Annotated in this window: 21 protein-coding genes and 1 pseudogene; 9 read left to right on the top strand and 13 right to left on the bottom strand. The window is 71.1% G+C overall.

Annotated elements, in window-relative coordinates; all coding sequences use genetic code 11:
* Positions 1 to 3 precede the first annotated feature (3 nt).
* The 3 genes from ACIBG7_RS35080 to ACIBG7_RS35070 are packed head-to-tail and all read right to left on the bottom strand — an operon-like array spanning position 4 to position 3,106.
* On the bottom strand, positions 4 to 855 hold the full coding sequence (locus tag ACIBG7_RS35080) for a carbohydrate ABC transporter permease (RefSeq protein WP_357926229.1): 852 nt from the start codon (positions 853 to 855) through the stop codon (positions 4 to 6).
* Positions 852 to 1,820: a carbohydrate ABC transporter permease gene (locus ACIBG7_RS35075; protein WP_397339010.1), complete on the bottom strand. Its 969-nt coding sequence runs from the start codon at positions 1,818 to 1,820 to the stop codon at positions 852 to 854. The genes ACIBG7_RS35080 and ACIBG7_RS35075 overlap by 4 nt, the downstream gene beginning before the upstream one ends.
* Positions 1,817 to 3,106: an ABC transporter substrate-binding protein gene (locus ACIBG7_RS35070; protein WP_357926224.1), complete on the bottom strand. Its 1,290-nt coding sequence runs from the start codon at positions 3,104 to 3,106 to the stop codon at positions 1,817 to 1,819. The genes ACIBG7_RS35075 and ACIBG7_RS35070 overlap by 4 nt, the downstream gene beginning before the upstream one ends.
* 93 nt (positions 3,107 to 3,199) lie before the next feature.
* Here ACIBG7_RS35070 and ACIBG7_RS35065 point away from each other — a divergent pair, with 93 nt between their 5' ends.
* Genes ACIBG7_RS35065 through ACIBG7_RS35055 form a run of 3 tightly spaced genes read left to right on the top strand, consistent with a single transcriptional unit; the run spans position 3,200 to position 6,151 of the window.
* Entirely contained in the window at positions 3,200 to 4,387 is a 1,188-nt protein-coding gene (locus ACIBG7_RS35065; RefSeq protein ID WP_357926221.1) for an ROK family protein, read from the top strand.
* Between the two features lie 21 nt (positions 4,388 to 4,408).
* Complete coding sequence (locus ACIBG7_RS35060; RefSeq protein ID WP_397339009.1) at positions 4,409 to 5,662, top strand: alpha-L-fucosidase; 1,254 nt, start codon at positions 4,409 to 4,411, stop codon at positions 5,660 to 5,662.
* 54 nt (positions 5,663 to 5,716) lie between these two features.
* Complete coding sequence (locus ACIBG7_RS35055; RefSeq protein WP_397339008.1) at positions 5,717 to 6,151, top strand: hypothetical protein; 435 nt, start codon at positions 5,717 to 5,719, stop codon at positions 6,149 to 6,151.
* Here the strand turns inward: ACIBG7_RS35055 and ACIBG7_RS35050 are convergent.
* A complete protein-coding gene (locus ACIBG7_RS35050; protein ID WP_397339007.1) occupies positions 6,146 to 6,589 on the bottom strand; it encodes a winged helix-turn-helix transcriptional regulator in 444 nt (147 codons plus the stop codon). The two genes, ACIBG7_RS35055 and ACIBG7_RS35050, sit on opposite strands and share 6 nt — an antisense overlap.
* A gap of 129 nt (positions 6,590 to 6,718) precedes the next feature.
* On the opposite strand from ACIBG7_RS35050, the gene ACIBG7_RS35045 reads away from it, so the two are divergent.
* A complete protein-coding gene (locus ACIBG7_RS35045; protein WP_397339006.1) occupies positions 6,719 to 7,591 on the top strand; it encodes an aldo/keto reductase family oxidoreductase in 873 nt (290 codons plus the stop codon).
* A gap of 15 nt (positions 7,592 to 7,606) precedes the next feature.
* Here ACIBG7_RS35045 and ACIBG7_RS35040 read toward each other — a convergent pair.
* The 5 genes and pseudogenes from ACIBG7_RS35040 to ACIBG7_RS35020 form a co-directional block, all read right to left on the bottom strand.
* Positions 7,607 to 7,696, bottom strand: a pseudogene (locus ACIBG7_RS35040) (DNA-binding response regulator); the annotation flags it as partial.
* A 195-nt stretch (positions 7,697 to 7,891) separates the two neighbouring features.
* Positions 7,892 to 9,931 carry an MMPL family transporter gene (locus tag ACIBG7_RS35035; RefSeq protein WP_397339005.1) on the bottom strand — a complete coding sequence of 680 codons (2,040 nt, stop codon included), beginning with the start codon at positions 9,929 to 9,931 and terminating at the stop codon, positions 7,892 to 7,894.
* Positions 9,932 to 10,081: 150 nt separating this feature from the next.
* Positions 10,082 to 10,735, bottom strand: a complete 654-nt coding sequence (locus tag ACIBG7_RS35030; protein WP_397339004.1) for a response regulator — start codon at positions 10,733 to 10,735, stop codon at positions 10,082 to 10,084.
* Complete coding sequence (locus ACIBG7_RS35025) at positions 10,732 to 11,913, bottom strand: sensor histidine kinase (RefSeq protein ID WP_397339003.1); 1,182 nt, start codon at positions 11,911 to 11,913, stop codon at positions 10,732 to 10,734. Before ACIBG7_RS35025 ends, ACIBG7_RS35030 begins: the two co-directional genes overlap by 4 nt.
* 453 nt (positions 11,914 to 12,366) lie before the next feature.
* Positions 12,367 to 13,233 (bottom strand): helix-turn-helix transcriptional regulator, encoded by an 867-nt coding sequence (locus ACIBG7_RS35020; protein ID WP_397339002.1) that lies wholly within the window; start codon positions 13,231 to 13,233, stop codon positions 12,367 to 12,369.
* A gap of 141 nt (positions 13,234 to 13,374) precedes the next feature.
* Between ACIBG7_RS35020 and ACIBG7_RS35015 the strand changes: the two genes are divergently transcribed.
* A complete protein-coding gene (locus ACIBG7_RS35015) occupies positions 13,375 to 14,154 on the top strand; it encodes an NAD(P)H-dependent oxidoreductase (RefSeq protein WP_357926195.1) in 780 nt (259 codons plus the stop codon).
* 122 nt (positions 14,155 to 14,276) lie between these two features.
* The gene (locus ACIBG7_RS35010) at positions 14,277 to 15,482 is read left to right on the top strand and encodes a C39 family peptidase (RefSeq protein WP_397339001.1); all 1,206 of its coding nucleotides are present in this window, start codon (positions 14,277 to 14,279) and stop codon (positions 15,480 to 15,482) included.
* Positions 15,483 to 15,654: 172 nt separating this feature from the next.
* Here ACIBG7_RS35010 and ACIBG7_RS35005 read toward each other — a convergent pair whose 3' ends face one another.
* On the bottom strand, positions 15,655 to 16,596 hold the full coding sequence (locus ACIBG7_RS35005; RefSeq protein ID WP_397339000.1) for an alpha/beta hydrolase family protein: 942 nt from the start codon (positions 16,594 to 16,596) through the stop codon (positions 15,655 to 15,657).
* Between the two features lie 119 nt (positions 16,597 to 16,715).
* Here ACIBG7_RS35005 and ACIBG7_RS35000 point away from each other — a divergent pair, with 119 nt between their 5' ends.
* Complete coding sequence (locus ACIBG7_RS35000; protein ID WP_397338999.1) at positions 16,716 to 17,306, top strand: TetR/AcrR family transcriptional regulator; 591 nt, start codon at positions 16,716 to 16,718, stop codon at positions 17,304 to 17,306.
* A gap of 44 nt (positions 17,307 to 17,350) precedes the next feature.
* Here ACIBG7_RS35000 and ACIBG7_RS34995 read toward each other — a convergent pair whose 3' ends face one another.
* Entirely contained in the window at positions 17,351 to 17,974 is a 624-nt protein-coding gene (locus ACIBG7_RS34995) for a helix-turn-helix domain-containing protein (protein ID WP_397338998.1), read from the bottom strand.
* Between the two features lie 138 nt (positions 17,975 to 18,112).
* On the opposite strand from ACIBG7_RS34995, the gene ACIBG7_RS34990 reads away from it, so the two are divergent.
* Positions 18,113 to 19,120, top strand: coding sequence for an alpha/beta fold hydrolase (locus ACIBG7_RS34990; RefSeq protein WP_397338997.1), 1,008 nt, complete (start codon positions 18,113 to 18,115; stop codon positions 19,118 to 19,120).
* A gap of 178 nt (positions 19,121 to 19,298) precedes the next feature.
* Entirely contained in the window at positions 19,299 to 19,664 is a 366-nt protein-coding gene (locus ACIBG7_RS34985; protein WP_397338996.1) for a carboxymuconolactone decarboxylase family protein, read from the top strand.
* An 8-nt stretch (positions 19,665 to 19,672) separates the two neighbouring features.
* Here the strand turns inward: ACIBG7_RS34985 and ACIBG7_RS34980 are convergent, their stop codons facing one another.
* Together ACIBG7_RS34980 and ACIBG7_RS34975 are read right to left on the bottom strand one after the other, a co-directional pair.
* Positions 19,673 to 21,124, bottom strand: coding sequence for an MFS transporter (locus ACIBG7_RS34980; protein WP_397338995.1), 1,452 nt, complete (start codon positions 21,122 to 21,124; stop codon positions 19,673 to 19,675).
* A gap of 278 nt (positions 21,125 to 21,402) precedes the next feature.
* Positions 21,403 to 22,518, bottom strand: coding sequence for a MerR family DNA-binding transcriptional regulator (locus ACIBG7_RS34975; RefSeq protein WP_397338994.1), 1,116 nt, complete (start codon positions 22,516 to 22,518; stop codon positions 21,403 to 21,405).
* Positions 22,519 to 22,532 lie beyond the last annotated feature (14 nt).

The raw sequence follows: 22,532 nt of genomic DNA, 5'->3' as shown, positions 1-22,532 counted from the left end.
TTGTCATTTGCCGATGCCCTGCGTCATGCCGTTGACGATGCGGCGGCCGAACCAGAGATAGGTCGCGATCATCGGGAGCACCACGATGACGACGCCGGCGAAGAGCCCGCCCCAGTTCGAGGTGTACTGCATGTTGGAGTAGAAGTTGAGCAGGGCGACGTTGAGCGTCTGCGCGCTCTGCTCGGGGACGAGCATCAGCACGATCACGGTCTCGTTCCACAGGCTCAGCGCGTTCAGCACCGCCACGGTCGTGATGCCGGGCTTGGCCAGCGGCACCATGATCTGCAGGAAGGTGCGGAACGGCGACGCCCCGTCGAGCGCGGCCGCCTCCTCGACGTCGCCGGGGAGCGAGCGGAAGTAGCCGATGAGCACGAAGATGCTGAACGGCAGGCTGAGCACGACGTAGAAGAGCGTGACGGTGATCCGGGTGTCCCAGGCGCCGGTGACCCAGTCGATCATGAACCGGGACAGCCCCGCCCCGATGAGGACCATGGGGACGGCGAACGCCTGGAACGGGATGCTCATGCCCACCGCGAAGAAGGTCGCGACCGGACCGCTGGAGCGCCCGCCCAGCCGGGCCACCGCGTAGGCGGCGGGGACGGACAGCGCCATGATGAGCAGGACGGACACGAGCGTGAGGACGACCGAGTTGATCGCGGCGGCCCCGAGCCCGGAGTCCGACCACGCGGTCGCGAAGTTCTCCCACATCCAGGTGGCGGGCAGGCCGGCCGGGTTGTCGAAGATCTCCCGCGAGCTCTTCAGCGAGTTCAGGAGGACCCAGGCCACCATGCCGGCGTTGAACAGCACCCAGGCCCAGATCAGGGCCCTGATCAGGGCGAGCCCGGCGCGGATCATGCCAGCTCCAGTCGTTCGCGCCGCTGGATCCTGCGCGACAGGACGATCAGGACGGCGGTGATCACCGTCATCACGATGCCGATCGCCGCGGCCTCGCCGAGCTGGGCCAGGCCGCCCTCCTGGCCGCCGGTGACCCGGAGGTACTGCTCGACGGCGAGGGTTCTGGCCTCGGGGGGCGGGGTGCCCGCCGTACCGACGAAGGCGATGACGATCTCGAAGGTCTTGATGCCGGCGATCGCCCAGAGCGAGGCGGCGATGGCCAGCATGTCCCTGGTCAGCGGGAGCGTGACGTAGCGGAACTGCTGGAGCTCGCTCGCGCCCTCGATCCTGGCGACCTCGTAGTAGCTCGGCGGGATGCCGTCGACGGCCGACATCACCAGCACGACGTAGAAGCCGGCCGCGCTCCAGACCACTCCGGCCATGATCACGTTGAAGATCAGTTCGGGGGCCAGCCAGGGCTGGCGCAGCTCGGTCAGGCCGAGGGCCCCCAGCGCGGCGTTGATCAGCCCGTCCGGGTTGAACAGGAAGGAGACGGCGAGGCCCACGGCGATGGGCGAGATCATGAACGGCAGGAAGACGGCCGCCCGGATGAACGCGCTGCCGCGTGCCGTACGCAATACGATCATGGAGGCGCCGGCGATGAGGAACAGCGCCAGGCCCACGACCAGCGTCAGGATCAGCGTCTGCACGAACGAGGCTCGGAACAGCTCGCTGCCGGCCATCGCCACGTAGTTGGCGAAACCCACCCAGGAGAGCTCCGTCCCCAGCCCTGACCACTCGGCGAAGCTGAGCACGACGCCGAACAGCGAGGGCAGCACGAAGAAGACCAGATAGGCGATCAGTGCGGGAAGCAGCATCGGCAGGTACAGCCGGCGGCGCTCGCCCTGGAGCGCGCCGCGGGATGATGTCGCCCGCCTGTCGTCGGACGGAGCCCGCGGGACGGTGTCGGACACGGTCACGGTCATCCGTTCAAGGCGGCGGTCTTCGCCTTGCCCTCGGCCAGGAACTCCGCGGCGGTGAGCTTGCCGGCGACGAACTTGTCGTCGAGCGGGAGGAAGACGTCGGCCAGCCACTTGGGCTTCACCGTCGAGACGCCGTCACCGTCGAGCGTGACCTGCTCCGCGTCGCGGATGGAGGCCTGCAACTGCTGGAGCTCCACCGGGGCGGGCGAGTCGGCGCGCGAGGGGATGTTGGCCGCGTCGGTGGCGATCCGGTCGATGTACTTCTTCTGCATGGCGAAGGCCAGGAAGTCGGCGACCGCCCGCTGGTTCCTCGACTTGGCGTTCACGCCCCAGCCGAGCGCGCCGACGGTGGCGACCGAGCCCTTGGCCGGGTCGACCGGCGGGAAGGCGATGATGCGCGGCTTGACCTCGGCGGCGCGCAGCGAGGCGGTCTCGCTGCCGAGCCAGGAGCCGTTCAGGATGAAACTGTGCTTGCCGCCCGCCCAGGCGTTCTGCGCGGCCGGGAACTTGGTGGCCATGTAGTCGGGCTCGAAGAGCTCGGCCTGCACCAGCGACTCCAGTGCCTCGGCCGCCCGCTTCACCTCGGGCAGGTCCCAGGCGGCCGGGTCCTCGGCGAGCTTCAGCAGGATGCCGGGGCCGGCCGTGGACAGCAGCATCTGGTGGATCCAGAAGGAGTTGTAGGCGTTGACCGAGCCGTCGAGCGCGATCGGCGCGCGGCCGGACGCCTTCTCCTTCTTGGCGATCTCCAGCAACTCGTCGAACGACCTGGGGGCGAAGTCGGGATACTTGGCGGAGTCGTACCAGAGGCCGATGGAGAAGACGCTGTGCGGGACGAAGCCGTACCCCTTGTCGTCGCTGATGGCCTTGAGCACGCTCTTCGGCAGGACCTCCTCGATGCTCCTGCCCTCGCCCGGGATCTTGGTCTTGAAGATCGGGCCCATGTCGCCGAGCACGCCGGCGTTGCGGAACTCGGCGGTGTGGTCGATGGCGGTGTCGAAGAAGTCGGGACCGGCGCCGGTCGCGACCGCGTTCTTGACCTGCTGTTCCTGGCCCTGCGCGAGCCACTGGACGTCGATCTTGACGCCGGTCTGCTTGGTGTAGTCGGCGATGACGCTCTCGAACAGGTTCGCCTGCGGAGTGCCCTTCGCCCACTTCCCCCAATAGAGGAGGCTCGCGGGCTCGGCGCCGGTCGAGGCGGGCGAGCCGGCGTCCTGGAGCTTCTGGCCGCACGCACCGAGGGCGAGTACGGCAGAGGCGCAGGTGGCGACGGCTATGACGCGATTGCGCATGGATGGTCCCTTCTTGCTGGGGGGCACGGGTGGCAATAATAAATACACTTTGTGTTTTAATGGAAGGCGTTCCCAGGAATGAAAGGTCCACGTGTGCTGATCGGACGTGAAGCGAGCCTCCTGCGCCAGCCCGTGGGCCAGTCGCGCCTGCGCCGGATCAACTCGCTGGCGGTGATCGAGGCGATCCGCGGCGAGCCCCTCACCATCCCGGCGATCGCCCAGGTCGCCGGGCTGTCGAAGACCGCGGCCGACACGGTGGTGGGCGACCTCGTGGCCCTCGGCTGGGTGACCAGCGTCGAGCCCCTCTCCCCCACCGGAGCCGGGCGGCCGGCCAACCGCTACCGGTTCAACGCGGACGCGGCCGTCGTCGCCGGCATCGACATCGGCCAGCACACCACCCGGGTCGAGCTCGCCGATCTGAACGGCGAGGTCCGGGCCGCCCGCTCGGTCGGCGTCTCCGTCACCGACCCGCCCGCGGCCGTGCTGGCCGACGCCGTCCAGGCGGTCGACCAGCTCCTCGACGCGCAAGGACGCGAGCGCGCCGACGTGTGGGCGATGGGGGTGTCCATCCCCGGCGTGGTCTACCAGGACGTCATCACGCGCGGCCTCGACGAGTGGGAGGGGCTGAACGTGCGCGCCGCCTTCGCCTCGTCCTTCGAGTGCCCCGTGGCCGTGGAGAACGACTCGAACCTCGCCGCGTTCGCCGAGGCGTGGAAGGGCAGCGCCGCCGAGGCCGCGTCGATGGTGTACGTGCACTGCGGCAACCGGACCGGGGCGGGGGTCGTCCTGAACAACACCGTCGTGCTCGGCGCGAACGGCGCCGCCGGCGAGATCGGCGCGCTGTCGCAGATGGGCTGGGAACATGCCCAGCAGTACCTGCACGACGTCGAGCTCACCGACGGCCGGACGGTCAGCCGGGAGGGCGTGTTCGACGCCGCGACCGCGGGCGACCCGCTCGCCGTGGCCGCCGTCGACCGGTTCGCCGACGTCATCGCGATCGGCATCGCCGCGCTGGTGCTCACCATCGACCCCGAGATCGTGGTCGTCGGCGGCGGCAACGTCCAGGCGGGCGACACCTTCCTCGACCCGCTGCGCCGCCACGTCGAGAGGCTGTGCACCGTACGGCCCGCGCCGCCGATCGTCCCCTCCGCGTTGAAGGAGCGCGCGTCGATCACCGGCGCGGGCGGCCTGGCCGCCACCACGGTCATGGAACAGCTCTACGCCTCGGCCCTGGGTGGCAAGACCCTCTCCAGCGCCTCCACGCCCCCCTGGACCTGGTAAGAACCGACGAAGGATCCCCCCATGCCCATGCAGCCCTGGTTCCCCGACGCCAAGCTCGGCATCTTCATCCACTACGGCCTCTACTCCGTCGAGGGCGTGGCCGAGTCCTGGTCGTTCTACTACGGCGACATCTCCCGCGAGGACTACCTCGCCCAGCTCGACGGATTCACCGCAGAGGCCTACGACCCCGCGGCCTGGGCGGAGCTGTTCGCCCAGGCCGGAGCCCGGTACGCCGTGCTCACCACCCGGCACCACGACGGCTTCGCCCTGTGGGACAGCGCGTACGGCACGCTGAACGTCACCAAAACCCCAGCGGCCCGCGACCTGATCGGCCCCTTCGCCGACGCGCTGCGCGAGCGCGGGCTGAAGGTCGGCCTGTACTACTCGCACTCGGACTGGAACCACCCCGACTACCCCAGCGTCCGCGGCCCGCAGGCCCACCCGAGCCCCTACGTCACTCCCCCGGACGGGCAGGAGGACCCGGCCGCGTGGGCCCGCTACCTCGCCTACCGCGACGGCCAGGTCGACGAGCTCGTCGAGCGGTACCGTCCCGACCTGCTGTGGTTCGACGGCGAGTGGGAACGCTCGGAGGAGCAGTGGGGCATCGACGGCCTCGCCGACCGCATCCTCGCCGTACGACCGCAGACCGTGCTCAACGCGCGCATGCTCTCGCGCGGCGACTACGCGACACCCGAACAGGGCGTCCCCATCACGCCGCCCGACGGCCCGTGGGAGCTGTGCCTGACCGTCAACGACAACTGGGGCTTCCGCCCCGGCGACACCAACCACAAGCCCGTGGGCCACCTCGTCCGCTACTTCACCGAGACCATCGGCGCGGGCGGCAACCTCCTGCTCGACGTCGGCCCCACCGCCGACGGCCGCATCCTCCCCGAACAGGCCGACCGCCTGAAGGGCCTCGGCGCCTGGATCGAACGGCACGCGGAGGCGGTGTACGGCACGGCCGCCGGGTTGCCCGCGGGCCACCACTACGGCCCGAGCACCCTGTCCGCCGACCGCCGAACCCTGTACCTGATCTGCTTCGACCCGCCCCGCGACACGGTGGCCGTGCGCGGGCTGCGCAACACCGTCCTGCGTGCCCGGGTCGTGGGCGCCGACGCCGAGCTCGGGCACACGATCACCGGCGAGCTCAACGGGGTGCCCGGCATCCTGTGGATCGACGCGCCCCCCGCCCACACGATCGACCCGCACGCCACGGTGATCGCGCTGGAACTCGACGGCGAACTCGACCTCTACCGCGGCAGCGGCCGCGACTAGGCGGGCTGGGAAACGAACCGGCCGGGGAGGTCAGCCCCGCGTAAGGTCCACTCCATGAAGGACGAGATGCCGTTGTCCCACGACACCGTGTGGGTGTCGTACCATCAGCTCGTTCTGCGGGGCCTCGAAGATCCGCCGCCGAGCCACCCCGGCAGCTTTCTCAACGGTTTGGCAGCGGCAGCCGAGGCCGACGGCGCGACCATTCGCACGGGCATCTCGATGGGGCCTGTGGAGGTGACGGTGGAGCTCGTCGACGAAGCCCCTCCCCCTGCTCTCGACGCGTGGGAGGAAGTGGTCGAGCTCTCCGTCGAGTCCACCCATGGGAGCCTGCACGTGTTCGGGCTCGACGGAGACCTCACCGACCTGTCCAATCTCGCCTGGCGGGGTCCCGGCCATTACCGCGTCCGCGTCCACGCGAAAGGCCGGGGCACGGATTTCGAGTCGTACCTGCTCATCTCGTGGCCTGAACGGTGCCGCCGCCGGTCATGAAGGGCGGGCGTCGTGCTGCTCGCGGTTGGCGAAGACCTCGTCCATGCGGTTCTGCGCCCAGTGCCTGAGGTCGCGGGTCAGGTGGTGGAGGGAGAGGCCGAGGTCGGTCAGCTCGTAGGTGACGGTGACGGGAATGGTCGGCGTCACGGTGCGGGTGAGGAGGCCGTCGCGTTCGAGGGCTCGTAGCGTCTGGGTCAGCATCTTCTGGCTGACGCCGACCAGCAGGCGGGAGAGCTCGGAGTAGCGCATCGCTCGCGGGGCGGGCGACGCACCAGGCTGGTCGGACTTGTCTGCTGTGTCGCCGCCGAGCGCGCACAGGATCAGCACGACCCACTTGTCCGAGATCCGGTCGAGGAGTTGGCGGCTGGGGCAGGCCGCCAGGAACGCGTTGTACTCCGTCTTGGCCTGGGCCACCTGGGCAGCCTTCGCTGGCTTCACTGATCTCGCTTTCGTCTGCGGGAGAGTTACGCACTTCAAAGTGCCTACTTCTCCACGGGAAGTAACTCTCCAATACTCGTCCAGGAAGGCTCAAGACGCCACCCACGACGATAAGCGAAAGGCACGACGATGAACGCGCCAGCAACATCCCTGCCCGGCGGCACCTGGACCCTGGGTAACGCGACGGTCACCCGGTTCGGTTACGGCGCGATGCAGCTCGCCGGCCCCTGGGTCATGGGCCCTCCCGCTGACCACGACGGCGCCCTGGCGGTGTTGCGCGAGGCCGTCGCGGCCGGCATCACGCACATCGACACCAGCGACGCCTACGGACCGCGCTTCACCAACGAGCTGATCCGTGAGGCGCTGCACCCCTACCCGGAGTCGTTGCTCATCGCCACCAAGGTCGGGGCGAACCGGGACGCGCAAGGCGGCTGGCCCACGGCCCGGCGGCCCGACGAGCTGCGCAAGCAGGTCTACGAGAACCTCCAGTCCCTCGGGGTGGAGACGCTCGACCTGGTCAACCTGCGCATGGGCGATGCCGAAGGCCCCAAGCCCGGTTCGCTCGCCGAGGCGTTCGAGACGCTCGTGGAACTCCAGCGCGAGGGCCTGATCCGTCATCTCGGGGTCAGCAACGTCACCGCCGAGCAGGTCATCGAGGCCCGCCGTATCGCCCCGATCGTCTGCGTGCAGAACCTGTACAACCTCGCCCACCGCCACGACGACGACCTCATCGGCAGGCTCGCCGCCGATGGCATCGCCTACGTGCCGTTCTTCCCGCTGGGGGGCTTCACGCCGCTGCAGTCGGATGCGCTCTCGGGGGTCGCGGCCCGGCTTGGGGCGACGCCGATGTCGGTGGCGTTGGCCTGGCTGTTGCAGCGCTCGCCGAACATCCTGCTCATCCCCGGCACCTCGTCGACGGCCCATCTGAGGGAGAACATCGCCGGAGCCGGGCTCTCCCTCTCGGCGGAGGACGTGGCCGACCTGGACGGCATCGGCCGCTGAAGGCCATCCCCCTGGCCGCGCGCCGGGTGTGATCAGGCCCGTCTCGTAGGCCAGCACGACGAGCTGCGTCCGGTCGCGCGCCCCGAGCTTGGCCAGCAGCCGTCCGAACCCGCGCAGGCAGCAGGCCCTCGGCGGCCAGCGGCAGCGCACCGGCGAGCGTGCCGCCGAACGAGGCGTCCCAGAGGAGCTGATGGGTCACGGCGAGCAGTACGCCGTGGACCGCCGCCCCACGGTGAGCAGCGTCAGGAACGGGTTAGCCGCAGGTCGTGCGCGACCACGCGCGGCACCCCGAGCGCCGGGTCACGCTAGAAAGCCGGGGCCCGGCCCGTCGTCGGCCCGCGGTTGCGACCGTCGTACGCGTCTCGACGTACGGAGCCGCCGGGGGCTGAGGCGGGCCGGGAACCACCAGTTGCGCTCGCCGAGCACCTGCATCGCCGCGGGCACCAGCACCAGCCGCACGATCGTCGCGTCCACCAGCACCGCGGCGGCCAGCCCCACCCCCATGATCCGCAACGCCCGGTCGTCGAAAGCCCCGAACGCGGCGAACACGCACACCATGATGGCCGCCGCGGCCGAGATCACCCTGGCCGTCGCGGCCAGCCCCTCGCGCACCGCGTGGCTGTTGTCGCCGGTGCGCAGGTAGGCCTCCCTGATCCGGGAGAGCAGGAAGACCTCGTAGTCCATCGACAGGCCGAAGGTGATCACGAAGAGCATCGTCGGCACCCACGCGTCGATCGGCCCGCCCCGGTCGGGGGGCCACTGGAAGCAGGCGACGATCACGCCGTAGGCGGCGCCGACGGACAGCAGGTTGACGGCGACGGCCTTCAGCGGGACCACCACGCTGCGGAACACGAACGTCAGCAGCACGAAGGAGGCCAGCAGCACCGCGCCGACCGTCCACGGCAGGCGCTGCCTGACGTGCTCGGCGTAGTCCTGCGCGGCTGCGGTCGAGCCGGTGACCAGGACGTTCTCGGGCAGCTCCGCCCGCAGCCGGTGCAGGAGCTCGGTGGTCCTGACGTCCTGGGCCCCGGTCGCGGGGATCACCAGCGCGGCCCGCTCCCCCGCCGCCGTCACCCGCGCCACCCCCGGCGTACGCTCGGCCCACCGGCAGGCCGCCACCAGTTCCGCCGCGCACCCCTCACCGCTGCTTCGCGGGGTACGGCTGCCGCCTGCGGCCACCAGGACGAGCGGCGCCTCCGCGCCCGGACCGAAGGCGCGGGCCAGGGTGTCGTGCGCCCGGCGCGTGGTGTCGGTGACCGGCCGGTTGCTCGCGTCCGACCAGCCGACGCGCAGGTCGAGTGCGGGAAGCGCCATCACCGTCAGCACCCCGAGGGCGATCAGCCCGAACCCCCAGGGCCGCCGCTGCACCGCCGCGCTCCACCTCGCCGCCAGCGGGGTACGGCTCTCGCGCCGCGGCAGCCCGAAGCGGTCGATCCGGTTGCCGACGAGCCGCAGCAGCGCGGGCAGGAGGGTCAGCGCGGCCAGCATCACCATGAGCACCCCGCACCCCGCCGCCAGCGCGATGCCCCCGCCCTGCTCCGGGCCGAGGAAGAGGATCCCCGCGCCGGTCAGGATCACCGTGAGGCCGGCGTACAGCACCGAGCGCCCCGCCGTCCGCATGGCCGTGGCGATCGCCGGTTCGACCTCCAGCCCGTCGTGGAGCGAGGTGCGGAAGCGGGTGACCACGAGCAGGGCGTAGTCGATGCCCACGCCGAGGCCGAGCATGATCGTCAGGTAGCCGGCGAAGCTCGGCGCCGGGACGAGGTTCTGCAGGAGGGACAGGAGCGAGACCCCGCAGATCACGCCGACGACGCCGACCACGAGCGGCAGCGCCATCGCGATCAGCGAGCGGAAGGCGAGCAGGAGGATCGCCGCCGCGGCGAGCAGGCCCACGCCCTCGGTCACACCGCCGGGCGTGAAGTCGGCGAAGTCGCTTCCGGCCAGGTCGGCGTCGGCGCCGGGCGTGGACAGGTCCGTCTCCTTGATGCGGAGGGCGGTGGCGGGGTCGGGGTAGCCGAGGGACGCCGTCGCCACCGTGCCGTCCTGGCTGGTCGGTCCCGGCGCGACGCGCACGCTTTCGATGGCCGACAGGCGGGTGGTCAGCTCGCCGAGCGCCTGCCGTACCCGCTCCGGGTCGGCACCGGCTACCACCAGCGTGCCCGGCGGTTCGGGCGGTGGGCCGCCCAGCAGCTCGGCGGCTCGCCGGCTCTCGGAGGCGGGCGGGGCGAAGTCGTCGTCGGCCGGTCCGGGGCGGGCGGTGGCGCCGGCGACCAGCGCCGCGGCCAGGGCCACCCAGGCCAGCACCACCGGCCATCGGTGCCGCAGGAGGAATCGAGTCATGCCGCCGACGCTAGGAACGGCGCCCCGGAGCAGGCGTCCACCCAGCGCGGGCACCGCCGTACCGCGAGCGCGGCAGGCCGGACCAGCCGGGCGCCGCCGTACCGCGAGCGTGGCAAGCCGGCCTCCGCCTTGCCGCGGGCGCATGTGCGGTCAGGCGGGCTCGCCCGGGCGGACCAGGCCGGTCTCGTAGCCGAGCACCACGAGCTGGGCCCGATCGTGCACGCCGAGCTTGGTCATCATGCGGTTGACATGCGTCTTCACCGTCGCCGGGCTCATGAACAGCCGCTCGGCCAGTTGCGTGTTGCTCAGCCCCCGCGCCACCCCGGCGAGCACCTCCCGTTCGCGGACGGTCAACGGCCCGAGGCGGCGGTCGTCCAGCTCGGGCCGCTCCTGGGCGGCGAAGCGCTCGATCAGCCGCCGGGTCACGGCGGGCGACAGCAGCGCGTCGCCGCGGGCGGCCACCCGCACCGCGTGCCGGATCTCGGCCGGCTCGGCGTCCTTGACCACGAACCCGCTGGCGCCCGCCCGCAACGCCGCGTAGACGTACTCGTCCAGGTCGAAGGTGGTCACCACGACCACCTTGACCGGGCTGCCCGCCAGGCGCCTGGCCGCCTCCAAGCCGTCCAGCCGGGGCATGCGGATGTCCATGAGCACCACGTCCGGCTCCAGCTCGGCGGCCAGCCGTACCGCCTCCGCCCCGTCCGACGCCTCGCCGATCACGCCGAGGTCCGGCTCGGTGTCCAGCAACGCGCGCAGCCCGGCCCGGACCAGCGGCTGGTCGTCGGCCAGCAGGACCTTGATCAAGCGTGCTCCTCCCCGACCGGGAGCCGGGCGGTCACCCGGAAGCCGCCGCCGGGGCGCGTACCGGTGCTGAGCCTGCCCCCGACCGCGTTCACCCGCTCGGCCATGCCGGTCAGGCCGTGCCCGGGCGGTGAGCTGCCGCCCGCACCGTCGTCGTCCACCTGCACGGTCACGCTGGCGTCGGCGTAGTCGAGGCGGACCGAGGCGCTGGTCGCGGCGGCGTGGCGCATCGTGTTGGTGAGTGCCTCCTGCACGACCCGGTAGACGGTCAGGTCCACGGCCGGCGGCAGGGGGCGCGGCTCGCCCCGCACGTCGAGCGAGACGGGCAGCGTGGCGGTGGCGAGCAGGTCGGGCAGCTCTCCGGAACCGGGCAGTGGCCGGGTGACGAGCGGGTGCCCCGGGCCGGGCGGGAGCCGGGTGGTCGGTGTATCGGGCTGAGGCTCGGTCTGGGGCTCGGTAGGGGGCGGGCGCAGGACGCCGAGGACCGCCTTCATCTCGGCCAGCGCCTCCCGGCTGGCCGTCCGGATGACCTGCAGCGCCTCCCGCGCCTCCGGCGGCCCGCCGGCCCGCTCCACCGCCTCGGCGGCGACGGCCGCGTGCAGGGCGATCACCGACACCGTGTGCGACGTGACGTCGTGCAGTTCCCTGGCCACCTTCAGCCGTTCCTCCTGCGCCCGCCGCAGCGCCTCCTCCTCGCGGGTCCGCTCCGCCTCGGCCGCCCGCTGCTCCACCGCCGTCACGTACTCCCTGCGCGCCCGCGACACCTCCGCGGGCTGGGCGACGACGAGCACGAGCAACACCCAGACGAACAGCGCGACCGCGTTGTCCACCTCCGGCTCGAGGAGCACCGCGACAGCGGGCACGCCGACGAGGATCCCCACCCCGGTCCACCCGGCCAGACGCCGCCCGGACGAGATCGTGACGTGTACGGCAAGCAGCGCCGCAGCGGGCCAGAGCGAGTAGGCGTACCCCTGGACGAAGTAGAGGCCCGTCGCCCCGAGGCTCCCGGCCAGCGCCGGCTCCGGCCGCGCGCGCAGCCACAGCAGGCTCGCGCACATCGCCACCAGCAGGGTGTAGCCGAGCACGTCGATCGGCCTGGCCTCCGGCTGGTTGCCGTACGCGATCACCCCGGTGCTCACCACCAGCACCGTCAAGCCGCACACCAGGGCGAACGTCTTCACACCGGCACAGTAACCCGCTGCTTTCACCCACCGCGATACCGCAGACGCGGTATCCGGCCTCGACCTCTCGCAGCAGTCCGAATCCGGCGAGGTCGCCGTTCTGCGCGATGGTGGCATGAGCTCCCCTAAGGAATTCTCCTCAGAAGCCCACCACCCTGACGATCGGCATCATTTTCCCTGTCGGGATCACGAGAACCAGCAGCGCAGCGATGACTCCATAGACACTGCCAGGAAGAAAAGATCTCCGCGCAAGCGGGATATTCGGAGCGACCGCGAGAGCCAGGACCACCACCCAGGACAAGACCGTGATAGCAACAAACAACGGCAGGGTGTCGCGATGATTACCGGGAGGTGGACCAGAGACAAGCCAGTAGGTGAAATCGATGGGAAAATATGCGGCGAACCCCAGGACAAGGTTGTAACCGACTCCGAGAGCCGTCCAAAGCATTCCGCCTATGACTGACGTCCGCCTAGCTGGCTCCATCCAGGATTCCCATCTAGCGTCATATTCTTCGAGCCCCCACTGAACGCGCTCAGCAGGCGCAGCCCATCCTCAGCGGGGCTCCCGGGCGCCGCCGAAAGCACCAGCAACTCCATGCCCGAGTCATCCGGCAGCGCGAAGTTCTCCTGGTGCAGCTCCAGCAGTCCCACCAGCGGATGGCGGTAAGCCTTACGTCCATGGGTGCGGGCGCGGACGTCCGCTCGGGCCCAGAGGCGGCGGAAGCGGTCGCTGCCCATCGCGAGCTCACCGATGAGCGAGGCCAGGCGCGGGTCGTCGGGATACTTGCCGGCGGCCAGGCGCAGGTGCCCGACCACGTCGAGGGTGCATCTGTCCCAGTCCGCGTACAGGCCGCGCTCGGCCTCCTCCAGGAAGATGTGCCGGGCGGTGTTCAGGCCCGGCAGCTCCCGGCCGTAGAGCAGCCCGGCGAGGCGGTTCCCGGCGGCCACGTCCATCCGGTGGTCCATGATCAGAGCGGGCGCGTCGGTGACCAGGTCGAGGACGCGCAGCAGTTCCGGCCGCAGACGCCCGCTGGGCGACTTCGCGCGGCGGCGGCGCTGCCGCGCGAGCCGGTACAGATGCCCGCGTTCGGTCTCGTCCAGGCCGAGGACGCGGGCGAGCGCGTCGAGGACCTGTTCGGAGGGCTGGGTGGCACGGCCCTGCTCCAGGCGCACGTAGTAGTCGACGCTGACCCCGGACAGGTGCGCCACCTCTTCGCGGCGCAGTCCTTCGACCCGGCGGCGGCTGTCGGTGCGGATGCCGACGACCGACGGGTCGACCCGCGAACGCCGGGTGCGCAGGAAACTCGCCAGATCGTCCATGCCTCCAGTATGGCCGCGGCGACGCGCGTGAAGGTGGCCCTGCCGATACCAGGAAGTCCCGTCCACGGGAAGAAGCGCCCCTGAACAACGAGGCCGCGACGCCCGAGCATCAGTGGCGACACCTTCGTGAAGGGAACAGCCATGAAGACGCTCATCGTCCACGCCCACCCCGAGCCGCACTCGCTGAACGGCTCGCTGAAGGACCTCGCCGTGTCCACGCTCGAAGCCGCCGGGCACGAGGTGCTGGTGAGCGACCTGTACGCGATGAACTGGAAGGCCGTGGTGGACGCGGCGGACTTCGGCGAGCACGCCACGAGCCCGCTGCGGGTGATAGCGAGCTCGGCCGGCGCGTACGACGCCGGCGCGCTCACGCCCGATGTGGCGGCCGAGCAGGAGAAGCTGCTGTGGGCCGACACGGTGATCTTCCAGTTCCCGATGTGGTGGTACACGATGCCGGCGATCCTCAAAGGCTGGGTGGACCGGGTGTTCGCCTTCCACTTCGCCTACGGCGTCGGGGTGCACGACGAGACCCGGTACGGCGAGCGCTTCGGTGAGGGCACGCTGCAGGGACGGCGGGCGATGCTGTCGGTGACCATCGGGGGCCGGGAGTCCCATTACACCGATCGCGGGATCAACGGCCCGATCGAGGACCTGCTGTTCCCGATCCACCACGGGATCCTCTACTACCCGGGCATGGAGGTGCTGCCGCCGTTCGTGCTGTACGGCACCGACAAGATGTCGCGCGGCGACTTCGACGACGCCGCGAAGGCCTGGGAGGAGCGGCTGCTGTCGCTGGAATCCACCGAGCCGATCGCGTTCCGGCGCCAGAACTTCGGTGACTACGAGATCCCGTCGCTGCGGTTGAAGGAGGGCCTGGAAGCGCCGGGCCGCAAGGGTTTCGGCCTGCACGTGCGGGACTAGCCACCAGCCGGGCGAGTTACCCGCCGAACCGCTGTTCAAGCCGAAAGACCAGCTCGGTATACGTAACTCATCCGATGCGCCCGCCGGCACCGCGCCCGTAGATTCCGGGCGAGGTGAGCCGAATGCGCAAGCTCTTTGTGCTGTTATCGACCGCGATCCTGGCCGCGTTCCCCGCGAGCGCCGCCGTAGCGGAGCAGAAACCACCACCAGCCCAGTCCAAGGTCGTCTACCAGCGCGCCGATCTGGGCGCCGGGCTGAGTTTCGGACAACCGGCGGGCACCATCGAGTACGGCGGAGCCACCTGGGAGTACTCCCAGTGGACCGGCCAGGACAGGCAGATCGGCTTCGGAGCCACCGAACTGATCGCCTCCTGGACCGCCGACACCCCGGCGGGCACTTGGATCCAGATCGAGATGCGAGGCACCGCGCCCGACACCAAGTGGTACGTCATGGGCCGCTGGGCCTACGGCGAGTCCGACATCCAGCGGACCTCGGTGCCGGGGCAGGGCGACGCCGACGGCACGGTCTCCGTCGACACGTTCGTGGCCGCCGCGGGCAAGCCGATCGACTCCTACCAGTTGCGGGCGACGCTCTACCGCAAGCCGGGCGCCACCGGCGGGCCCACGGTCCGCACCCTGGGCGCGATGGCCTCGGCGGTCCCCGAGCGCAAGTCCGTGCCGGTGAGCCCGGGCGGCGAGGCGTGGGGCGTCGAGCTGAACGTGCCGCGCCGCTCGCAGAGCATCCACCAGGGCCACTACCCCGAGTGGGACGGAGGCGGCCAGGCCTGGTGCAGCCCGACGTCCACCACCATGGTGCTCGGCTTCTGGGGCAAGTGGCCCAGCGCGGCCGACACGGCCTGGGTGGATCCCGCCGATCCCAGCCCCGAGGTCGACTACGCCGCCAGGTACGTCTATGACCACGCCTACCAGGGTGCGGGGAACTGGCCGTTCAACACCGCCTACGCGGGCCGCTACGGGCTCGACGGCTTCGTCACGCGGCTGCGGTCGCTGACCGAGCTGGAGAAGTTCGTCAAGGCCGGCATCCCCGTGATCACGTCGCAGTCGTTCAAGAAGGGCGAGCTGCCCGGAGCCGGCTACGGGACCAACGGCCACATCTTCGTCGTCATCGGGTTCACCGCGACCGGCGACGTGATCGTCAACGACCCGGCCAACTCGCCGACGAACGACGATGCGCGCCGTGTCTATCCCCGCGCCGACTTCGAGAACGTCTGGCAGCGCAGTTCCAGCAGCGGCGGCATCGTCTACATCATCCGGCCGCCCGGCCACCCGCTGCCCGCGGGCGTGCCCGGCGTGCCGGCCAACTGGTGAGCCGCGGAGGCGCGGCTCCGTCGAAACCCTTCAGGAGTGCGGCCCCGGCGTGATCTCGACGATCAGGCGCCGTCGTGGCCCGCAACGGGTCGGGTAGGTGCGCCAGCCGGTCCCACCGGGGAGGCAGGGAGGGGCGCCCGGGCCGCCACAGGCCCAGGCGCCCGTCTCTGCCTCACTTGGCCTCGACCCGCTCGACCGCATCTGGTCCGGTGGTCAGCTCCGCTTGCGCGGCCTCCCAGGCGTTGTCGTCGGGGTAGAGCTCGCTGCGCAGGTAGGCCGCGGTGAGCCGGGCCAGGGCGGTGACCGTGGCGGGGTTCTCGTCGGTGGTCTCGGCGGCATCGTAGCCGGCGATCCCGCCCAGCCCGTGCTCGGCGCCGTACAGCGTGAGCAGGGTCTTGGGCGAGGGGGCGAGGTGGTAGGGGTCGGCGTGCCAGGCCGGGCCCATGTCGGTGAAGTGCGCGGGGTCGTCCTTGTCGCCGGTGACGACGAGCGTGGGCGCGGTCATGGTGGAGAAGTCGACGCTGTGGAAGTCGGCGACCAGGTGGGCGGCGGGCCCGTTGAGGACGTCGCCGCCCCGGCCCGGTGCGGCCAGCAGCACTCCGGCTTTGATCCGCGGGTCGCGGACGTCGGAGCCGGGGTCGTCGGTGAGCCGGACGCCGAGGAGCTGGCCGGCGGAGAAGCCGCCGAGCGAGTGCCCGGCGACCGCGACCCGGTCGTGGTCGAGCCGGCCGGCGAGCCCCGGCACGGTCTTCTCGATCTCCTCCAGCGCGTCGAGGATGCGCGTCATGTCCTCGGGACGCGACCGCAGGAAGAACGGCCCGCCTGGCTCGCCCTCGAGAACGGAGCTCAGCGTCCGGGAGCTCAGGTGCGTCGGCTGCACGACCGCGAATCCGAGCTGCGCCCACAGGCTCGCCAGGGGCGCGTAGCCGTTCAGCGAGGACAGGTTGTTGGACGGCCCGTGCCCGTGCGACAGCAAGATCACCGGGAGTTCGGCACCCGCCTGGGGAACCGACACCCGCAGGTGAAGGTCTATGGGACGGCCGGGCACCGGGAGCACCACCGGGCTGTACGACAGCACGGCAACGGGTCGGTCGAGCGTACGGGATGTGATCACGAGGTGATCCCTTTCGGCTGTCGGGAGGCTCGGGACGTTCGCTAGACTGAAACGGAACGTTGTTCCCTTTAATATGCGGAACAGCGATCCGCTTTGTCAATTCCGTCACGAGGAGTCTGATGGCCAGCCAGGAACCCGGCGGGAAGACGGGGGCCCGGAGCAAGCGCACCGACGCGATCCGCAACCAGCAGGCGTTGCTCTCCGCCGCTGCCGAAGTGTTCACGACCTCGGGCGTCAACGCACCGATCCGCCAGATCGCGGCGCGGGCGGGCGTCGGTCTGGCCACCATCTACCGCCACTTCCCCACTCGGGCCGACCTCGTCACCGCCGTCTACCACCACCAGATCGAAGCCTGCGTCGAGGCCGGACCCGCGCTCCTGGCCAGCGCCGGCAGCCCTCTGGCCGCGCTGCGGCAATGGGTCGATCTGTTCGTCGACTTCCTGGTCACCAAGCACGGCCTGGCCGACGCCCTGCAGTCGGACAGCGCCGGCTTCGCCACCCTGCACGCCCACTTCCTCGACCGGCTTCTGCCCGTCACCGCCCGGCTGCTCGACGCCGCGGTCGAGGCGGGCGAGATCAGACCCGGCGCCCGGCCGTACGAGCTGATGCGGGGCATCGGCAACCTCTGCATCGGTCGCGACGACGACCCCGACTACGACCCTCGCCGCCTGATCGACCTGCTGCTACGCGGCCTGCGGTCCGAGGCCTAGACGAGGGGTTCCGAAGTCGGGGGTCGCGGATGCGGTGGAAGACGTCACCGGGGACGGCCCGGCCCGCGGTTCACGGGGGCTACGGCCGGAGGGGTGCGCAGCCGTAGCCGCTCGCCCTGGGGTCCGAACATGATCAGGTACTCGACCGGGCCGCCGGATCCGGCGTTCGTCACCCCGTGCGGGGTGCGGGTGTCGAACGCGGCGACGTCCCCGGCCGTCAGGACGAGGTCTCGGTCGCCGAGCGCGAGCCACAGCCGCCCGTACAGGACGCAGAGCCATTCATAGCCCTCGTGGGAGACCTGGCGGGGCCGGGCGGGCGGATCCCCGAGAGCGGGCAGGACGTGCTTGTGGGCGTGCAGGCCGCCGACGTACCGGGTCAACGGCAGCACGACCTTGTCATCCCCGAAGCTCAGCGGCGCCGTGGCACGCGGCCCGGCCGCGGGGACGGTGCCGGCCAGCTCGTCCAGGGAGACGCCGTACTCCTTCGACAGGTGCAGCAGCACCTCCAGGGTGGGCTTGCGCCGGCCGGTCTCGATCCGGGACAGCGTGCTGACCGAGATGCCGGTCGCGCAACTGACACCGGCGAGCGTCGCGCCGTGGTGCTCGCGCGCGGCCCGCAATCGGGGCCCCATCGCGGCCAGTGTGCCGTCCACATCGTCGACCGCCACCTTCCCACCCCTCTGCCGTGCCGCTCCATCGCCCTGTCCTGCAAGCTTGCCAGAATGGCAAGGCGAATCGCTCCGGGCGGGTGTCCCGCCGCATGATCGAGGGGTAGCCGCGTCCGCCCGCGAACCGAGGACAAGCCCATGCAGCCCCCACAGCCGATGCAGCCCGAGCCGACCGCCGAGCTCCGCCACCGCACCGTCGAGGGCCCGGCCGGGCGCCTGCACCTGGTCGAGCAGGGCACCGGCCCGCTGATCCTGCTCGTGCACGGCTTCCCGGAGTCCTGGTACTCCTGGCGCCGCCAGTTCCCGGCCCTCGCCGCCGCCGGCTACCGGGCGGTGGCGATCGACGTGCGCGGCTACGGCCGCTCCTCCAAACCGCAGGCCACCGACGCCTACCGGATGCTCGACCTGGTGGCGGACAACGTCGCCGTCGTGCGCGCCCTCGGCGAGCGGAACGCGGTGGTCGTCGGCCACGACTGGGGCTCCACCATCGCCTCCGCCTCCGCGCTGCTCCACCCCGAGGTCTTTCGCGCCGTCGCCCTGCTGAGCGTCCCCTACGCACCGCCCGGTGGCCCTCGCCCCACCGACGTCTTCGGCCACGTCGGCGGCCCCGAGCAGGAGTTCTACGTCTCCTACTTCCAGCAGCCCGGGCGCGCCGAGGCGGAGATCGAGCCCGACGTCCGGGGCTGGCTCGGGGGCTTCTACGCGGCCCTGTCCGGCGACACCATACCCGCCCAGGACGAGCCCGACCCGCACTTCGTCGCCCGCGGCGGCGGCCGGCTGCGCGACCGCTTTCCCACGGGCGTCCGCCCGGCCTGGTTGAGCGAGGACGACCTCGACGTCTATGCCGGGGAGTTCGAGCGCACCGGGGTCGTCGGCGCGCTCAACCGCTACCGCAACATGGACCGGGACTGGGAAGACCTCGCCCCGCACCGCGGAGCCCCGATCAAGCAGCCGTCCCTGTTCATCGGCGGCGCCCTGGACGCCTCCACCACCTGGATGTCCGACGCCATCGACGCCTTTCCCGCCACCCTCCCCGGTCTGTCTGCCTCCCACCTGCTGGACGGCTGCGGGCACTGGATCCAGCAGGAGCGCCCCGACGAGGTCAACCGCCTGCTGATCGACTGGCTCGCGACCCTCCAGCACTGAACCGGACCGGCTCCCGGATGGAGCGCGGGCGGCCCACAAGAGCGAAGGCCGTGTCGGCAAGGCACCCGCCAGAAGGCCGGACGCCGAATACAGGGTCCACGGATCGCCGGAATCATCCCGACTGTCACGACCGAATCCCGCAGCCGGGGCGAGAAGTCGTCACCGATAGCGTGAGCTCATGACGAACGTTCCTGCTCCAGACGAGTTTCGCCATTCCCGGGCCAAGGGCAACGACGCGCTGCGTGCCACAGGTCCGGTCGTGGAGTCGTTTTTCGCGTTGGACGGCGCCGCCTACGAGCCCGGGGCCCTGTCGAAGGGGGTCAAGGAGTTGATGGGCCTGGTCATCTCGGTGACCAAGGATTGTGAGGAGTGCGTCTACTACCACCTGGAACAGTGCGCGCAGGAAGGCGTCGGCCGGGATCAGGTGCTGGAGGCGTTGCACATAGCGATGGTGGGATCCGGTTCGGTCACCGTGCCGCTGCTCCGCCGGGCCATCGCCTTCATGGACCAGGTGCCGGGCCTGGCGGAGCCGACCTCCCCTTGAGCCGGTTCTCATCGGGCGTCGCGGCGCCTGCCGTACCCGCGCTTGGGCAGGCAGAACAGCAGGGCCCACATGACGGCGAGGAGGCTGCCGGCCCACCACAGCACGGTGAGAAACGCGTCGCGGTTGAGCGCGGCGTCGGGTGAGCCGCCGGTGGTGGCGAAGAACGTCAGGGCGGTCAGGGCGGTACCGACGGCGATGCCCAGGTGCATGACGGTGTTGAACAGGCCCGAGGCCGACCCGGCGTCCGCCTCCGGGACTCGGGCCAGCGTCAGGTCGGCGAGCGGGCCGCTGACCATGCCGAGGCCGAACCCGATCAGCACCACCGGGGCGGCCATCGCCGGCAGGGTCAGGCCGGCCTGGCTCGCGTCGGCCTGGAGCCCGTAGGCGGCCATCGCGGCGAGCGTGATGAGGACGCCGGCCTGCGGAAGGCTGCGGGCGAAGCGCCCGGCGCTCTTGGCCGCGAGCGACGCGCCGGCCAGCTCCCCCAGGGAGAGCAGCACGAAGGCCAGGGCCGCGTGGAAGGGGCTCAGGCCCAGCCCGCGCTGGAGGTAGAGCGTCCAGGTCATGAAGAAGAGCCCGCACAGCAGGCCGTGCGTCAGCTGCGCGGCCATGCCGCCGGAGAACTGCCGGCTCCGGAAGAGGGACAGGGTGACGAGCGGGGCGTCGCCCTGCTTGCGCCACTGGTGGCGCAGGAAGCCGCCGAGGAGGAGGAGTCCCGCGGCGAGCAGGGCGAAGCACCACAGCGGCCAGTGACGGAGGTGTCCCTCGGCGAGCGGGAAGACGATCAGGACGATGGCCGGCGCGGACAGCAGCATGCCGGTCAGGTCGAGCCGGTCGGCCCTCTGGACGGTCGACTCGGGGATGAACCGGCGTCCCAGCAGGATCACGGCGAGGCCGACGGGCACGTTGACCAGGAAGATCGGCCGCCACGACAGCCCGAACAGGTCGGCTTCGGTCAGCAGGCCGCCCATCACCGGGCCCAGGACGTTGGCGAGGGACATGACGGCTCCGTACAGACCGAACACCTTGCTGCGGTTCTGCCCCTCGAAGGTGACATGGAGGGTGGCCAGGATCTGCGGGATCATCAGGGCCACTCCCACGCCCTGCACCCCGCGGGCAGCGATCAGCAGGCCCGGCCCGGCGGCCAGGCCGCACAGCAGCGAGGCCGTGGTGAACACGGCGGTGCCGATGAGGAGGATCCTGCGCCGGCCGTACAGGTCGCCGAGGCGGCCGCCGGTGATCAGGCCGACGGCGACGGGCAGCGAGTAGCCGGTGGTCAGCCACTGTACGGCGGCCGGTCCGGCGCCGGTCGACTCCTGGATCGCGGGCAGGGCGGTCAGGACGACCGACTGGTCGATCATGTCCATCAGCTCGGCGCCCAGCAGCACCAAGAGGGCGATCCAGGCGGTCAAGCCCATCTTGGACAGTCCGGGGGACTCATCAGTGGTGTAGTGAGGCACGACGGGGAACTCCTGATCCAGATCGATCGGGGAGCCCTGCCGACAGCCGCACCGGGGCAGACGGCAGAGCTGCACCCGGTAAAGGAAACTGCGGGAAGGGTGACGCAACTCAGGCCAGCGCGACGTCCGCCCCCGGACACGTGCGACAACACAGCACGCGGGGAACGCGGACGGCTACCTGGTCTGGTTGATAGGACGTCACCTCAAGATCGACGCAGAAGGAACTGGAACTCGTCCACGATACAGGCTCCCCCGAAGCCCCTGGGCTCGCCGTCCGTTCAGGCGACGAGCAGGCGGAGACCGAGGTCCGCCGTGTCGAGGTCGGCGAGGTCGCGGTTGCGCTCGGCCCACCGGCCGGACCGGAGGTCGTCGCCGAGGCTTCGCACCGCCCGCCGCTCGGCCTCCGGCCCCACCTTCGTCCACACCGACATCGCCCGGCGGACATGATTCTCCAGATACGCCCCCGGCCGGCGCCAGTACGCCTCGAACAGGCCGTCGGCGCAGTTCCACGGGATGGGCACCGGCTGAGCACTGGCGCCGATCGCGTCGGTCATCCCCGCCAGCGAGGGGAACTCCGCGAGGACGGTGGCGAACTCGGGCAGGTAGTCGCGGGTGAGCCAGAACCGGTCCTGCCAGCCGGGCTCGTCGGTGTCGAAGGTCAGCACCACCACGCGGCGGGCCACGCGGCGCATCTCGCGCAGCCCCGCTAGCGGGTCCCCCCAGTGGTGAACGGTGGAGACGGCCATCGCGGCGTCGAAGGACCGGTCCTCGAACGGCAGGCGCTCCGCGGTGGCGGCCACGCACGGCGCCGAGCCGGCCGGCCGCTGGCCCCGCATGACCGCCGAGGGCTCCACCGCGGTCACCCGGCGATCGGCAGGCTCGTAGGAGCCGGTTCCGGCCCCGACGTTCAGCACCGTCCGTGCGTCCCCGAGCGCGTCCCAGATCTGCGCCGCGATCCGCGGATCGGTACGCCGTGTCGCGGTGTAGGCGCCGCCGATCGCGTCGTACAGCCGGGCGCCGAGCATCTCCAGTTGCTCCTCCGGTGTCACCGTCAGCCCCTTCGCCCGTGCCTCGATCTCCCGGTCGATGGCCGCCACCATGGCGTCAGCGCGATCCCGCCGCTCCAGCAACAGGCCGCGCAGCCGGCGCAGGTGCGCGACGGCGCCGGTGGTGGAGTCGCCGACCAGGTCCGCGACCTCGCGCAGGCCGAAGCCCAGCCGCCGGTAGGCCAGCACTTCCCGCAGCCGCTCCACGTCGCCCGCCGAGTAGGCCCGGTACCCGGCCGCGGTCCGCGCCGAAGGACGCACGAGCCCGATCGCGTCATAGTGATGCAGTGTGCGGACGCTCACGCCGGCCAGCCGGGCCACGCGTCCCACGGTCCAGTGCTCCTCCACGGCACCGACTATGC

It is taken from the genome of Nonomuraea sp. NPDC050328, assembly GCF_044459405.1.
Classification (GTDB): domain Bacteria; phylum Actinomycetota; class Actinomycetes; order Streptosporangiales; family Streptosporangiaceae; genus Nonomuraea.
Note: the sequence above shows the minus strand (reverse complement) of the source record. Positions and strands in the feature narration are given on the sequence as shown.